This is a genomic window from Streptomyces sp. NPDC028907 (genome assembly GCF_055564995.1).
Window position 1 is genome coordinate 599878 of record NZ_JBVHVE010000003.1, and the last position, 14876, is coordinate 614753.

Sequence of the window (14876 nt, forward strand, 5' to 3'; positions counted from 1 at the left end):
CTCAGTACGCCAGGGCACGGTCGACGGCGTCGAGCACCCGGTCCAGGCCCGGCAGGTACTCCTCCTCCAGACGCGCCGGCGGATACGGGGCGTGATACCCGCCCACCCGCAGCACCGGGGCCTCCAGATGGTAGAAACAGCGCTCCGTGATCCGGGCGGCGATCTCCGCACCCGAGCCGAAGAACACCGGCGCCTCGTGGACCACGACCAGGCGGCGGGTCTTCTCGACGGAGGCCTGGATGGAGTCGAAGTCGAGCGGGGAGACCGAGCGCAGGTCCAGGACCTCCAGGGACTTGCCCTCCTCGGCGGCCGCACCGGCGACCTCCTGGCACAGCTTCACCATCGGGCCGTAGGCGGCCAGGGTGAGGTCCGTGCCCTCGCGCACGACCCGCGCCTTGTGCAGCGGGCCCGGGATCGCCTCGGTGTTGACCTCGCCCTTGTCCCAGTAGCGCCGCTTCGGCTCGAAGAAGATCACCGGGTCGTCGCTCTGCACGGCCTGCTGCATCATCCAGTACGCGTCCGACGCGTTCGACGGCGAGACGACCTTCAGCCCCGCCACATGCGCGAACAACGCCTCCGGGGACTCCGAGTGGTGCTCCACCGCACCGATGCCGCCGCCGTAAGGGATCCGCACGACGACCGGCAGCTTGACCTTGCCCAGCGAACGCGCGTGCATCTTCGCCAGCTGCGTGACGATCTGGTCGTACGCCGGGAAGACGAACCCGTCGAACTGGATCTCCACCACCGGGCGGTAACCACGCAGGGCCAGACCGATCGCCGTACCCACGATGCCCGACTCCGCCAGCGGCGTGTCGATGACACGGCTCTCACCGAAGTCCTTCTGCAAACCGTCCGTCACCCGGAAGACGCCGCCGAGCTTGCCGACGTCCTCGCCCATGACCAGGACCTTCGGGTCCTCCTCCAGCGCACGGCGCAACGACTCGTTGATCGCCTTGGCCAGAGCCAGGTTCCTGACCGTCTCCGCTGCCATGTCAGACCCCCTCGACATCCGCGAACGACGCCTGGTAGGCGGCGAACTGGGCGCGCTCCTCATCGACGAGCGCATGCCCGTCCGCGTACACGTTCTCGAAGATGGCGAAACGGTCCGGGTCCGGCATGGCACGGACCGCCTCGCGCACTCGCCTGCCCAACGCCTCGCTCTCGGTCTCCAGTTCCGCGAAAAATCCCTCGTCCGCGTGGTTTGAAGCCTCCAGATAGGCCCGCAGACGCAGAATCGGGTCCTTCGCCTCCCAGGCCTGACGCTCCTCGTCACCCCGGTAACGGGTGGGGTCGTCGGAAGTGGTGTGGGCGCCCATGCGGTACGTGTACGCCTCCACCAGCGTCGGACCCTCACCCGCACGGGCCCGCTCCAACGCCCACTTCGTCACCGCCAGGCACGCCAGGACGTCATTGCCGTCGACCCGGACACCCGGGAAGCCATAGCCCTGCGCACGCTGGTACAGCGGCACCCGGGTCTGCTTCTCCGTCGGCTCCGAGATCGCCCACTGGTTGTTCTGACAGAAGAACACCACCGGAGCGTTGTAGACCGCGGAGAAGGTGAAGGACTCGGCGACATCGCCCTGGCTGCTCGCGCCGTCGCCGAAGTAGGCGATGACCGCGCTGTCGGCGCCGTCCTTGGCGATGCCCATCGCATAGCCGGTGGCGTGCAGCGTCTGGGAGCCGATGACGATCGTGTAGAGCTGGAAGTTGTTGCTGTTGGGGTCCCAGCCGCCGTTGTTCACGCCGCGGAACATACCGAGCAGGTTGGTGGGGTCGACCCCGCGGCACCAGGCGACGCCGTGCTCGCGGTAGGTCGGGAAGACGTAGTCGTCCTCGCGGGTGGCCCGGCCGGAGCCGATCTGGGCGGCCTCCTGGCCGAGCAGCGAAGCCCACAGGCCCAGCTCGCCCTGGCGCTGCAGGGAGGTGGCCTCGGCGTCGAAGCGCCGGGTGAGCACCATGTCGCGGTAGAGGCCGCGGAGCTCTTCGGGGGTGATGCCGGCGACGTACTTGTCGAACTCGGCGTTCTTGACGCGCTTGCCCTCGGGCGTCAGCAGCTGCACGAGCTCGGGGTCCTTGCTCGGCGTTTTCCTTGCGGTTGTCTTGCCGGCCGTGCTCTTGGTACCGGCGCTGCGTCGCGGCTTTCGCGCGGCAGTGCTCTCCACGGTCACGTGTGCTCCTCCGTCGGTCCGGCTACCCGGGTTCGCCGGGTGCCAGTGCGGCTCACCTGCAGCCCTACGGACGCACAGGGTGGGTGCGGCTCGTTGGGGACAGGCGTGACAGGTGCCCCGGCGAGCGCCCTGCAAAAGGCACGTTACCCAGTGCTCCACATTTCTGTGAAACCCCTCCTGACCTGCGATTTTGCTTGGATATCCAAGTAAATCACGAAAGGAGGGAACAACTCCTGGTCACAGCCTTGCAGGGGGCCGGAACAACGGCACGTTATATCGGTGACCCAGGTCACGGGAAGAGTCGCCGGGCGGAGATCGGCAAAAGGAAGATCAAAAGGGAGATCAACGGCACGCGCGCGTGGGGCCCGTTTCGGGGCCGCACGCGCGCGTGGGTGGGTTCTTCCGGGTGAGACTTCAGCGGGACCGGGCCGGCGGGCCCGTCAGACGCCCGCCGATCAGACGCCGCCCCCGGTACCGCCGTCCGTCGGGGTAGGCAACGTCGGCGGCGTGGACGGATCCTCCGTGGGCTCCTCCGTCGGATCCTCCGTGGGCTCGTCGGTGGGATCGGCCGTGGTCGGGTCCTCGGTCGGCTCGTACGTCGGGTCCTCGGTCGGCTCGTACGTCGGGTCCTGCGTCGGCTGGTAGGTCGGGTCGGTGCCCGTGCCGCTGCCGTCGTCGGTGACCTCGTCCGTCGGCTCCTCGGTCGCCTCGTCCGTGGCCTCGTCGGTCGGCTTGTTCTCGTCCTGGGTCTGCGAGGTCGTCGGCTTCTGCGTGGGGTCGGTGCCGGGGCTGTCTGAACCGGTGCCCTTGATCGCCAGCGCGACCCCGGCCGCGATGGCGATCACCGCGAAGACGGCCAGGATCCACAGCTTGCCGCGGCCGCCGCCCTTGTTGCCGTGCCCCTCGAAGCCGCCGTCGTCGCCGCCCCCGTACCGGTTGGGCAGGATCGGCTGCGGGATCTGGGTCGTGCCGGAGCCCGAGTCGCCGGGGTGCCCCATGACCGTGGTGTTCGCGAAGCCCGCGGCCGGGGTGTGCCGGCCGTCGTGCATGGTCACCGGGCCGGTGTTCCAGGTGCCGGTGTGGCCGCCCTGGTCGTACAGCATCTGCAGGCCGTACTGGACGAGCCCGCGCATCTCCTCGGCCGTCTGGAAGCGGTCGTCGGGCTCCTTGGCGAGCGAGCGCATGACCAGGCCGTCGAGCTCGGGCGGCGTGGCGTCGGAGACCTCGGACGGCGGGGTCGGGATGTCCTGTACGTGCTGGTAGACCACCGACAGCGGGGTCTCACCGGTGAACGGCGGGCGCAGCGCGAGGAGTTCGTAGAGCAGGCAGCCCGTCGCGTACAGGTCGGAGCGGTGGTCGACGGCCTTGCCGAGTGCCTGCTCGGGCGAGAGGTACTGCGGGGTGCCCATGACCATGCCGGTCTGGGTCATCGTCGACTGTGCGCCGTGCAGGGCGCGGGCGATGCCGAAGTCCATCACCTTCACGGCGCCGTTGTGCGTGATGATGACGTTGGCGGGCTTGATGTCGCGGTGCACGATGCCGTGCTGATGCGAGTAGGCGAGGGCCTCCAGGACGCCGGAGACGATGATCAGGGCCTGCTCGGGGCCGGGTGCCTCGGCGTTGAGGAGGAGGTCGCGGATGGTGCGGCCCTCGACGATCTCCATCACGATGTACGGCACGCTGTGGGCGCCGACGACGTCCTCGCCTGAGTCGTACACGGCGACGATCGCGTGGTGGTTGAGGCCGGCCACCGACTGGGCCTCGCGCGTGAAGCGCGCCTTGGACACCGGGTCCTCGGCGAGGTCGGCGCGCAGCAGCTTGACCGCCACGGTGCGGCCGAGGCGCACGTCCTCGGCCGCGAACACCTCGGCCATACCGCCCCGGCCGAGTCTGCGGGTCAGCCGATAACGGCCGTCCCCGACAAGTCCGCCATTACCCCACATTTCCGGCGCGTCTGACATACCGCCGCCAGCCGCCTCGGGGTCGGACGGGCCCTGAGCGCGCTGCTGCTGTGCCATCAGTCCTCGCCGTCGTTTCTGCCCGCGGTGCGCGCGGTGTTGTTACGGTCTCCGTCGGCCACGCTACAGCCTCCGCGCAAGCCGTCGGTCCGAGACGGCCACCCCTACCGGAAGGAGACGGACCGGTCATCAAACCGGTACCCCGTCCACTCGTGCAAATTCTGTGCACCGGTCGTACGACCCTTGTAACGCTTCCGCGACGCTCCCTTCGCGTACGGTCACGGAACGGGCACCGCGCTTGACCTGTCAGTGCCGTGGGGCAGACTTGGCCGGGAATAGCACATTGGATCACTCGGGATTGCCGGTTCGCGGCAATCGCAGGCGCCCGAGAGGCTACGGGGGACGCAGAACATGAGCCAGGACGGCGCACAGGGCCGATACGTGGGGCGGGCACTGGCCGGCGGCCGCTATCAGCTGCGCGACTTGCTCGGCGAGGGCGGCATGGCCTCGGTGCATCTCGCGTACGACTCCGTGCTCGACCGCCAGGTCGCGGTCAAGACCCTGCACACCGAACTCGGCCGCGAGCAGGCGTTCCGCGAGCGCTTCCGCCGCGAGGCCCAGGCCGTGGCGAAGCTCACGCACACCAACATCGTCTCGGTCTTCGACACCGGCGAGGACGATGTCGACGGCATGACGACGCCGTACATCGTCATGGAGTACATCGAGGGCCGCCCGCTCAGCTCGGTCTTCGACGAGGACGTACGGCAGTTGGGCGCGATGCCCGCCGACAAGGCGCTGAAGATCACCGCCGACGTGCTCGCGGCGCTGGAGATCAGCCACGAGATGGGCCTGGTCCACCGGGACATCAAGCCGGGCAACGTGATGCTGAACAAGCGCGGCGTCGTGAAGGTCATGGACTTCGGCATCGCGCGCGCCATGCAGTCCGGTGTGACGTCCATGACACAGACCGGCATGGTGGTCGGCACGCCGCAGTACCTCTCGCCGGAACAGGCCCTCGGCCGCGCCGTGGACGCCCGCTCAGACCTCTACTCGGTCGGCATCATGCTGTTCCAACTCGTCACCGGGCGGCTGCCGTTCGACGCCGACTCCCCGCTGGCCATCGCGTACGCGCATGTGCAGGAGGAGCCGGTGGCGCCGTCCTCCATCAACCGCGCCCTGCCGCCTGCCGTGGACGCGCTGGTCGCCCGCGCCCTGAAGAAGAACCCGAACGAGCGTTTCCCCAGCGCCGAGTCCATGCGTGACGAGTGCCTGCGGGTGACCGCGTCCTTCCAGGCCGCCCCGCCCAGCATCGTGCCGGGCGCGCAGACGCAGAACGGCCAGGGTGTCGGCGCCTCGGTGTTCCCGCCGGTCGGCCAGACGCCCCCGCCCGCGGGCCCCGTCCAGACGCCGTACCCGCAGACCCCGCAGACCCCGGCCCCGAACCCGTACGGCACCCCGCCGCCGTCGATGCCGTCGCCCGCGTACGGCTACCCGCAGCAGCCCGGCTTCCAGACGCCGCCCCCGGCCTCGTACTCCCCGCAGCCGGGTCACGCGACGCCGCCGCCGTACACCATGTCGCCCCAGCGGCAGCCCGGTTCGGGCAGCGGCAAGAACAACCGGCCCGTGATCATCGGCTCGATCGTCGTGTCCGTCGTCGCGGTGGGCGGCCTGATCGCGGCCCTGACGCTGACCGGCGGCGGCACCGAGGACGACGGCGGAAGCGGCGGCAGCGGCGGCTCGACCGCCACGGCGACGGAGTCGACGTCGAAGGCGCCCGGATACCGGGCGGGGGACAGCGGTGACACGGTCGAGACGAGCGAGTGCACCGAGCCGCGGGAGTCACTCCTCGATCCCGACAAGGTGCAGATGCCGGACTTCTCCTTCAAGTACTGGCCGTCCGTCGTCAAGTGCCTCGACGCCGCGGGATGGGGCTACAAGAAGGTCGACGTCAACGAGAACACCTTCGGCGAGGGCACCATCATGCGGCAGTCGCCCTCGGCGCGTACGGACATGGATCCGGACGACCCGCCGGAGCTGGAGTTCCAGGTCTCCACGGGCAATCCGGAGTGATCCCGACAGCAGTGATCGCGACAACAGTGATCGCAGCGAACTGAAAGGGCCCGGCAGCCTCGGCTGCCGGGCCCTTCGCGTACACGTCGGACGTCTTGTGTCGTACAGGTGTCTTACAGGTATGGCCCACCCTGGCGGTGTTCGCCACCCTCCTCGTGGCCGCCGACGCCCGGCGGAAGAGCGCGGCGCATCTGCTCCAGCTGGGCGCGGGCGGCCATCTGCTGGGCGAAGAGCGTGGTCTGGATGCCGTGGAAGAGGCCCTCCAGCCAGCCGACCAACTGGGCCTGCGCGATCCGCAGTTCCGCGTCGCTCGGGGTCGCCTCGTCCGTGAACGGCAGGGAGAGCCGCTCCAGCTCCTCGACGAGCTCCGGGGCCAGGCCGTCCTCCAGCTCCTTCACGGAGCTGGCGTGGATCTCCTTCAGCCGGACCCGGCTGGCCTCGTCCAGGGGAGCGACGCGCACCTCTTCGAGCAGCTGCTTGATCATGCTGCCGATCCGCATGACCTTCGCCGGCTGCTCGACCTGCTCCGTCACCGGGATCTCGCGGGAGTCCTCGTCTCCGTTGCCGCCGCTGAGCGCCATCCCGTCCTGGCCCACGACCAGGATCTGGGGGTTCTCGGACGACCTTTCGTTCCTCGGCATCTCCATGCCGCCATTCTCTCGCACCCGTACAGCTCATCATCGTGGTGCCCCCTGTGTGGGGTGATCCACCGTTTACGCCGGCGGAGATTCCGTTGGGCGCCGTGTCCGCATGCCCGGGTCGTGCGCCCGGTTCGGTCGGGTGGCGCAGTTCGGAATGCCGCGTATGCACCATGCTGTGACGCTTGTTCCATGACTTCATGGCTGGCGGTGGTACGCGGGGGGCGGGGACGGCCGCGCGCCGCTCACAGTGACCGGTGCGGCTCGCCGACGGGGGTGCTGCGGACGGCCGGGACGTTGGGTGTGCTGGTGGCAGGGCTGGTCGTCGGGCCGTACGGGGCGGCCGGGGCGGCGTACTGCTTCGAGGGCCCGCGGGGGCCGACCGCGTCCGGGGCCTCCTCCGGCTCCCCAGCGGCTTCGCGGACGCCGTCCGAGCCTTCCGTGCCCGCGGCTCTCCCCAGGGCTGACTCCGAGAACCCCTCCAACGCCCGCCCGAGCAGCCCCGGCCCCACGGCCGAGTCCCGGCCCTCCTCCAGCGCCACGGGCCCGTCCGGGTCCCCTTCGGCCTCGTCTGGCGGGTCGGGGCAGTCGGGGAGGCCCGGAAAACCCGGGAAGCCCGGGCAGCCCGGCAGGTCCGAGCAATCCCGGCAGGACGCGAAGGACACGAACGAAAGGAACGACAAGAACGACAGGAACGACAGACAGGGCAGGCAGGGCAGGCAGGACAGGCACGAAACGCATTCCGGGGAGTCCCCCACCCCGAGCGCTCACGGGCCCGGCGCCTTCCGTCCCGCCCCGTCCGACGAGCCCTCCCGGGCCGGGAGCCGGGCTGGAGAGGGGCGGGAACGGCCGGGTCGGGAGAAGGGGCCGCTGGAGGACGAGGAAGCGGCGGCGCGTCACGAGCCGTACGGCCGGGAAGGCGACCGGGAGCGGGATCAGGAGGAAGACGGCGACGCGGGGAGGCCGCCGGCCGAGAACCCGGACGGTGCTGACGAGACCTCCACGGACCCCCTCGCCCCGGCCGACCCGCCCGCCCGGCAGCCCGTCGCGCACACCGCCGACCCCGCCGAGCCCGTGCTGCAGGTCCTGCCGCTCGGTACCGGCCTGGTCCTCATCGGGCTCGGTCTGGGCCTCGCCTTCGTCGGTCTCCGGCTGCGGCGCGGCTAAAGGCCGTTGCACAACGGGGTCAGCGCTGGCTTCCCGCCATGATCGGATCTGCCGAGACCTTCGGTTTGCCCGGTTTCCTGGTGACTGGCTACGCCTGTTGATATCGCACGCGAGGCGCTGCGCGATCTTCCAGGAGCGTTGTCCAACAGCCTTTAGGGCCGTCCGGTGGATCAGGCCCCAGGGCCGCCCGGCCGGTCGGGGCGGCCGAATCGGTGCTACGGCGCCACCAGGAGCACCTTGCCGACGTGACCGCTCTCCTCCAGCACACGGTGTCCCTCGGCCGCGTCGTTCATCGGAACCTCGCGGTCGACCACCGGGCGGACATGGCCGGCGTCCAGGAGGGGCCAGACATGCTCGCGTACGGCCGCGACGATCGCCGCCTTCTCGCCGAGGGGACGGGCCCGCAGCGAGGTCGCGCTGATGGCGCCGCGCTTGGCCAGGAGCGCGCCGATGTTGAGCTCGCCCTTGACGCCGCCCTGCATGCCGATGATGGCGAGACGGCCGCTGACGGCGAGGGCCTGGACGTTGCGGTCGAGGTACTTGGCGCCCATGTTGTCGAGGATGACGTCGGCGCCGGCCCCGTCGGTGGCCTTCTTGACCTCGGCGACGAAGTCCTGTTCCTGGTAGTTGACGAGGATGTCGGCGCCCAGCTCGGCGCACCGGTCGAGCTTCTCCTCGCTGCCCGCCGTGACGGCGACCTTGGCGCCGACGGCCTTGGCGAGCTGGATGGCCATCGTGCCGATGCCGCTGGAGCCGCCGTGCACGAGCAGGGTCTCGCCGGGGCGCAGGTGGGCCACCATGAAGACGTTCGACCAGACCGTGCACACCACCTCGGGCAGGGCGGCGGCCTGAATGAGGCTCACGCCTTTGGGCACGGGCAGCAGTTGGCCGGCCGGTACGGCGACCTTCTCGGCGTAACCGCCGCCCGAGAGCAGCGCGCACACCTCGTCGCCGACCGCCCAGCCGGAGACGCCGGGGCCGAGCCCGGCGATCCGGCCGGAGCACTCCAGGCCCGGGTAGGGGGAGGCACCGGGCGGCGGGTTGTAGAAGCCCTGCCGTTGCAGGATGTCGGCGCGGTTGACGGCCCCGGCCACCACCTCGACCAGTACCTCGCCCTCACCGGGCACGGGATCGGGGACCTCGTCCCACACCAGCGCCTCGGGCCCACCAGGTTCGGGAATCGTGATCGCATGCATGGGACGGACGCTACTCCCCGGGGCCCGCGACCCGGTGCCCAGTCCCTCGGACCCTCATCCCCTCGGTCTCCCGTCCCCCGGCTCCTCAGCCCTCGGTCCCCCAGCCCCTCGGTCCTTGGGCGGGTCCGGTCGAAAATCCCTGGGCGGCACCGATGAGTTTGCGGGACCGTAAAGGTCTCCCCATGCGTAGCCCAAGAACGCGGAAGGCCACTCGGAAGGACCCCGAAGCATGAGCACGCAGACGACGTCCGGTCTCGCGATCGAGACCGCGGGCCTGGTGAAGACGTTCGGTGAGACACGGGCTGTCGACGGCGTGGACCTCGCGGTTCCGGCCGGCACGGTCTACGGCGTCCTCGGCCCGAACGGCGCCGGCAAGACGACCACGGTGAAGATGCTCGCCACCCTGCTACGACCCGACGGCGGTGAGGCCCATGTCTTCGGCCACGACGTCGTCCGCGAGGCCGACGAGGTGCGCGGCCGGGTGAGCCTGACCGGCCAGTACGCCTCCGTCGACGAGGACCTGACCGGCACCGAGAACCTGGTCCTGCTGGGCCGCCTCCTCGGGCACGGCAAGCATGCCGCGCGGGAGCGGGCCGGGCAGCTGCTGGAGGCCTTCGGGCTGTCGGAAGCGGCCGGGAAGCAGGTCAAGAACTACTCCGGTGGCATGCGGCGCCGTATCGACATCGCCGCGTCCATCCTGAACACCCCCGACCTGCTGTTCCTCGACGAGCCGACGACCGGCCTCGACCCGCGCAGCCGCAACCAGGTCTGGGACATCGTGCGCGCGGTCGTCGCCCAGGGCACCACCGTGCTGCTGACCACGCAGTATCTGGACGAGGCCGATCAGCTGGCGTCCCGGATCGCAGTCATCGACCGCGGCAAGGTGATCGCCGAGGGGACCAAGGGCGAGCTGAAGGCGTCCGTGGGCGCCGGTTCCGTGCATCTGCGGCTGCGTGACGCGGCGCAGCGGCCGGAGGCCGAGCGGGTGCTGCGGCTGATCCTGGACGCGGACGTGCAGCTGGAGCCCGATCCCGTGGCCCTGACCGCCCGCGTCGGCTCCGCCGAGGCGGGCGGCCAGGGCGCCGCGGAGCAGGCGGGCCGCGTGCTCGCCGAGCTGGCCCGCACCGGCATCACCGTCGACAACTTCTCGCTTGGCCAGCCCAGCCTGGACGAGGTGTTCCTCGCCCTCACCGGCCACGACACGCACGACGGCCAGAACGCCAGGAACGACAACAACGACAAGGACGACAAGGACGAGGTGGCGGCATGAGCACCGCGACGCAGACCGAGAGCAAGGAACTCGCCCCCGTCAGCGCCGAGTCGCTCGCCGCGCTGCTGGTCTCCGGGGAACGGCCCCCGCGGCCCAGCGCCTGGTCGGCCTCGATGACCTTCGGCTGGCGGGCGATCCTGAAGATCAAGCATGTGCCGGAGCAGCTCTTCGACGTCACCGCGTTCCCGATCATGATGGTGCTGATGTACACGTACCTGTTCGGGGGCGCCCTGGCCGGGTCCCCGAAGGAGTACATCCAGTTCCTGCTGCCGGGCATCCTGGTGATGTCGGTCGTGATGATCACGATGTACACCGGTGTCTCGGTGAACACCGACATCGAGAAGGGCGTCTTCGACCGGTTCCGGTCGCTGCCCATCTGGCGGCCGTCGACCATGGTCGGCTATCTGCTGGGCGACGCCCTGCGCTACACCATCGCGTCCATCGTGATGCTCACCGTCGGCATCATCCTGGGTTACCGCCCGGACGGCGGCGTCGGCGGGGTGCTCGCCGGGATCGCGCTGCTGGTCGCCTTTTCGTTCGCGTTCTCGTGGATCTGGACGATGTTCGGGCTGATGCTGCGCTCCGAGAAGTCCGTCATGGGCGTCAGCATGATGGTGATCTTCCCGCTGACCTTCCTGTCCAACGTGTTCGTCGACCCGAGGACCATGCCGGGCTGGCTTCAGGCCTTCGTCAACAACAGCCCGATCACCCATCTGTCGTCGGCCGTCCGCGGATTGATGGGCGGCGACTGGCCGGCGGACGAGGTCGCCTGGTCACTGGGCTGGGCAGGGTTGTTCCTGGCGGTCTTCGGGCCGATCACGATGCGGCTGTACAACCGGAAGTAGCCGGGCGGGCGCCGGAAGGCGCCACATCCCCCGGGGCGTCATGGCGTCATGGGCTTGACCCCCGGGGGCAGACGCCGCTCATCAGGTGCGACCTGACTGCCCGGCGTCGCCCGCACGATCGTGATGAGCCGGTCCGTCAACTCCAGTGTCCCGACGGCCGGATCGTCGTATCCGAGCACCCGGTGTCCGCGTACGACGCTCACCACCAGGTCGTCCATCTCCCGTGGGCTCTTGCCCACTTCGGCCTTTATGACCGGCCGTTCGACGATGTCGAGCCCGCTGCCCTGCTGGATGAGGTCTTCCAGGACCATGCCGGCGGCAGGGCTGAGCACCGAGAGGCCGAGCAGTCGACCGGCCGCGCTGGCGCTGGTGATGACCGCGTCGGCACCGGACTGCTTGAGCAGTGGGGCGTTCTCCTCCTCACGGACCGCGGCCACGATCTTCGCGCCACGGTTGAGCTGCCGGGCCGTCAGGGTCACCAGGACGGCCGTGTCGTCCCGCTGGGTGGCGATGATGATCTTCCGCGCCTTGTGCACCTCGGCCCGCTTCAGCACCTCGCTGCGCGTCGCGTCCCCCGTGACCCCGGCGTATCCGTCGGCGACGGCCGCCTCGATCACCTTGGAACTGGGGTCGACCACGACGACTTGGTCCTTACTCAGCCCGGTCGCGCAGACGGTCTGGATCGCCGATCGCCCCTTCGTCCCGAAACCGACGACGACGGTGTGGTCACGCAAGGTGGACCTCCAGCGGTTCAGACGCCATTCCTCCCGGGTCCGTTCGGTGAGGACCTCAAGTGTGGTGCCGACCAGGATGATCAGGAACAGCACCCGCATGGGCGTGATGACGAAGATGTTCGTGAACCGGGCAGCATCGCTGACCGGGGTGATGTCGCCGTATCCGGTGGTGGAGAGGGTGACGGTCGCGTAGTAGAAGGCGTCGAGGAGATCGACGGAGCCGTCGGAATTGTCGGTGTAGCCCTCGTGGTCGGCGTAGACGATCAAGGCCGTCATCACGAGCAGCATCATGGCCAGCGACACCCGCTTGGCGACCTGACGGAACGGATGCTCCACGATCTTCTTCGGGAGTTTCACACGATAGGTCGCGACCCTCTCGTCCGCCTCGCGGGCGATCGCGTCCTGGCCCGGAAGTTTCACGTGAAACACACCTCGATACCGGCGAGCGCCCAGGGCAGGTCGAGCAGTTCGGCCTCCTGACCGGCACGGACACCACCCGGCGGCACGACGGCCACGGCATCGGCCGCCGCCATGCCCCGCAGCATGGCCGGCCCGTGGTAGTGCAGCGGCACGGCATGGTCACCGCGCAGCACGACGGGGATGAGCCGGGTGTCGTACGGATGCCCGTGCGCCGCCTCCCGCAGAGGCAGCGTGTAGGGCTCCGGAGCGGGGCGCGCGGCCAGCGTGCGCAGCAGGGGTTCGGCGAGCGTGAGCAGGCCGGAGACGGCGGCGAGGGGGTTGCCGGGCAGGCCGACGAGGTGCTGGTGCTCCTTGATGCGGGCCAGCAGCATGGGGTGGCCGGGGCGCACCTTGACGCTGTCCACCAGCAGTTCGGCGCCGATGCGGTGCAGCGTGGGGTGGACATGGTCGACGGGGCCGGCCGCGGTGCCGCCGGTGGTGACGACGAGGTCGGCACGGGAGGTCGTGAGGGCCTTGTGCAGGGCCTTGGCGTCGTCGCCGAGTCGGCGTACGGCGGTGACCTCGGCGCCGAGTGCGCGCAGCCAGGGCGGCAGCATCGGGCCGAGGGCGTCACGGATCAGCCCGTCGTGCGGGAGCCCTTTGGTGAGCAACTCGTCGCCGAGGACGAGGACTTCGACGCGGGGCCGGGGCACGGCGGTGAGGCTGTCGTATCCGGCCGCGGCTGCCAGGCCGAGCACGGCCGGGGTCACGAGGGTGCCCACGGCGAGCAGGTGATCTCCGTTACGGCACTCCTGGCCGCGTGGGCGGATGTCCTGGCCCTGCTGGACCTCCCGGGTGGCGTGCAGCTGGCCCTTGGTGTCGGTGCGGCCGTGCTCGCTACGCAGGACCGCGGTGGTGTCCGGCGGGATACGGGCACCGGTCGCGATCCGGACGGCCTCGCCGTCGGTGAGCGGCTCGGGTTCGGCGTGTCCGGCCAGGACGCCCTCTTCCCGTACGGCCCAGGGGCCGGGGCCCGCGATGGCCCAGCCGTCCATGGCCGAGGTGTCGAAGGAGGGCAGGTCGGTGAGGGCGGTGAGGGGGGCGGCCAGGGCGAGGCCGAGGGCGGCGTCGAGCGGGACGGAGACGGGAGCGCGGCCGGCGGCCCGGGTGGCGGCCGCGGCGGCACGGGCGGCGATCTCGCGGGCCTCGGGCCAGGGGGTGGCCTTGTGGTGACGGTCCGACGTGGGCTGATCCGGCTTGGGCCAGTCAGTCCGGTGCCGGTCCGACGCGTGCCGGTCCGAGGTGTGCCGGTCCGAGGTGTGCCGGTCCGGCTGGTCGGGGCCGGTGGTGTGCGGGGCGGGTGCGGGCACGGGGTCGCCAGGGGTGTGGTGGCCGTTGTCTTCGTTCACGAGGGCGAGCACCTCCTCGACGTCGAAGTCCTCGGCGTCCTCGTCCGCCCGGGTGCCGCGGGGGGTCATCCGGCGTCCGGGCGGGTGTCGGGGGTGGCGTCGGGGGCCGCGTCGGACTGGGCGGCGGCCTCTTCCGCCCAGCGCAGGGCGAGCGCGGCGGCCTTGCGGGAAGCCTCGGCGACGGCCTCGGGGCCGCCTTCGCCGCCCTTGGCCCGCGCTGCCGCGTACCCGACGAGGAAGGTGGTCAGCGGGGCCGCGGGCCTGGCCACGCCGTGGGCGGCGTCGCGGGCGAGGTCCAGCAGCAGCTTGGTGTCGACGTCGAGGTCCAGGCCCAGTTCGTCCTTGACTGCGGAAATCCATTCATCCAACACGTGCCCATGCTCCCTGATGCGTGCCCTGGCGGTGGCGATGTCGTCCCAGGTGTCGCAGTCGAACGACGCGACGGGGTCGGGGACGCGGGTGAGACCGAGCGCGCCGGTCAGCCGGCGCAGGGGAAGGCCGGTGAGGCCGTCGTCATCCCGTGTGAGCGCGGCCAGTTCGCGGCGCAGTACGGGCGCGCGGTAGGCGGCGACGAGGGGTTGGTCGCGGCCGTCGGCGTCGGTGAGCAGCGCGCCGTCGGCGCCGCTGGTGAGCAGCGCGGCAAGCAGCCGTCGTACCGTGCGCTCGTCGAGGAAGGGCAGGTCGGCCGAGAGGACGACGACCTGCTCCGCGGTGGTGTGCCGGAGCCCGGCGTCCAGGGCTGCGAGCGGACCGCCGCCGGGCGGGTCCTCTCGGGCCCAGGTCACCGCTCGCGCGGTCGACCGGGGCTCGGCTACGACGACGGTGCTCCGCGCGTCGGCGCAGGCGGCGAGCACCCGGTCGAGCAGCGGGCGCCCGCCCACCCGCACACCGGGCTTGTCCACACCGCCGAGCCGCCGCGCGCCGCCCCCGGCGAGCACGACGGCGTCGTACGCGATGTCGTGTCCGGCAGCGGCGGCGTCCTGTGCGCCCATCGGTTCGTACGCGGTCACCCCCCGAGTATG

12 protein-coding genes are annotated in these 14876 nt (G+C 70.6%); 4 read left to right on the top strand and 8 right to left on the bottom strand.

Translation table 11 applies throughout. The features are described 5' to 3' along the window. Position 1 precedes the first annotated feature (1 nt). The 3 genes from ACZ4UU_RS11860 to ACZ4UU_RS11870 form a co-directional block, all read right to left on the bottom strand. A complete protein-coding gene (locus ACZ4UU_RS11860) occupies positions 2-991 on the bottom strand; it encodes an alpha-ketoacid dehydrogenase subunit beta (protein ID WP_468038875.1) in 990 nt (329 codons plus the stop codon). A 1-nt stretch (position 992) separates the two neighbouring features. Continuing rightward, positions 993-2168, bottom strand: coding sequence for a pyruvate dehydrogenase (acetyl-transferring) E1 component subunit alpha (gene pdhA, locus ACZ4UU_RS11865; RefSeq protein WP_468038877.1), 1176 nt, complete (start codon positions 2166-2168; stop codon positions 993-995). A 455-nt stretch (positions 2169-2623) separates the two neighbouring features. Beyond that, positions 2624-4186 (bottom strand): protein kinase domain-containing protein, encoded by a 1563-nt coding sequence (locus ACZ4UU_RS11870; protein WP_468038880.1) that lies wholly within the window; start codon positions 4184-4186, stop codon positions 2624-2626. 351 nt (positions 4187-4537) lie between these two features. Between ACZ4UU_RS11870 and ACZ4UU_RS11875 the strand changes: the two genes are divergently transcribed. Next, complete coding sequence (locus ACZ4UU_RS11875; protein ID WP_468038882.1) at positions 4538-6196, top strand: protein kinase domain-containing protein; 1659 nt, start codon at positions 4538-4540, stop codon at positions 6194-6196. A 113-nt stretch (positions 6197-6309) separates the two neighbouring features. Here the strand turns inward: ACZ4UU_RS11875 and ACZ4UU_RS11880 are convergent, their stop codons facing one another. Continuing rightward, positions 6310-6843 (bottom strand): bacterial proteasome activator family protein, encoded by a 534-nt coding sequence (locus ACZ4UU_RS11880; RefSeq protein WP_030050626.1) that lies wholly within the window; start codon positions 6841-6843, stop codon positions 6310-6312. Between the two features lie 183 nt (positions 6844-7026). Between ACZ4UU_RS11880 and ACZ4UU_RS11885 the strand changes: the two genes are divergently transcribed. Then, complete coding sequence (locus tag ACZ4UU_RS11885; protein ID WP_468038884.1) at positions 7027-8001, top strand: hypothetical protein; 975 nt, start codon at positions 7027-7029, stop codon at positions 7999-8001. A 215-nt stretch (positions 8002-8216) separates the two neighbouring features. Here the strand turns inward: ACZ4UU_RS11885 and ACZ4UU_RS11890 are convergent, their stop codons facing one another. Further along, entirely contained in the window at positions 8217-9197 is a 981-nt protein-coding gene (locus ACZ4UU_RS11890; RefSeq protein ID WP_468038886.1) for an NAD(P)H-quinone oxidoreductase, read from the bottom strand. 229 nt (positions 9198-9426) lie between these two features. Between ACZ4UU_RS11890 and ACZ4UU_RS11895 the strand changes: the two genes are divergently transcribed. Both ACZ4UU_RS11895 and ACZ4UU_RS11900 read left to right on the top strand, forming a co-directional pair. After that, positions 9427-10467, top strand: coding sequence for an ATP-binding cassette domain-containing protein (locus ACZ4UU_RS11895; RefSeq protein ID WP_468038888.1), 1041 nt, complete (start codon positions 9427-9429; stop codon positions 10465-10467). Continuing rightward, the gene (locus ACZ4UU_RS11900) at positions 10464-11312 is read left to right on the top strand and encodes an ABC transporter permease (protein WP_468038890.1); all 849 of its coding nucleotides are present in this window, start codon (positions 10464-10466) and stop codon (positions 11310-11312) included. Before ACZ4UU_RS11895 ends, ACZ4UU_RS11900 begins: the two co-directional genes overlap by 4 nt. A gap of 38 nt (positions 11313-11350) precedes the next feature. Here the strand turns inward: ACZ4UU_RS11900 and ACZ4UU_RS11905 are convergent, their stop codons facing one another. From ACZ4UU_RS11905 to ACZ4UU_RS11915, 3 genes are read right to left on the bottom strand one after another with little or no spacing between them, the layout of a single operon-like run. After that, complete coding sequence (locus tag ACZ4UU_RS11905) at positions 11351-12475, bottom strand: potassium channel family protein (RefSeq protein WP_468038892.1); 1125 nt, start codon at positions 12473-12475, stop codon at positions 11351-11353. Beyond that, positions 12463-13923 (bottom strand): molybdopterin molybdotransferase MoeA, encoded by a 1461-nt coding sequence (locus ACZ4UU_RS11910; protein ID WP_468038894.1) that lies wholly within the window; start codon positions 13921-13923, stop codon positions 12463-12465. The genes ACZ4UU_RS11905 and ACZ4UU_RS11910 overlap by 13 nt, the downstream gene beginning before the upstream one ends. After that, the gene (locus tag ACZ4UU_RS11915; protein WP_468038895.1) at positions 13920-14864 is read right to left on the bottom strand and encodes an NTP transferase domain-containing protein; all 945 of its coding nucleotides are present in this window, start codon (positions 14862-14864) and stop codon (positions 13920-13922) included. Before ACZ4UU_RS11915 ends, ACZ4UU_RS11910 begins: the two co-directional genes overlap by 4 nt. Positions 14865-14876: the final 12 nt, after the last annotated feature.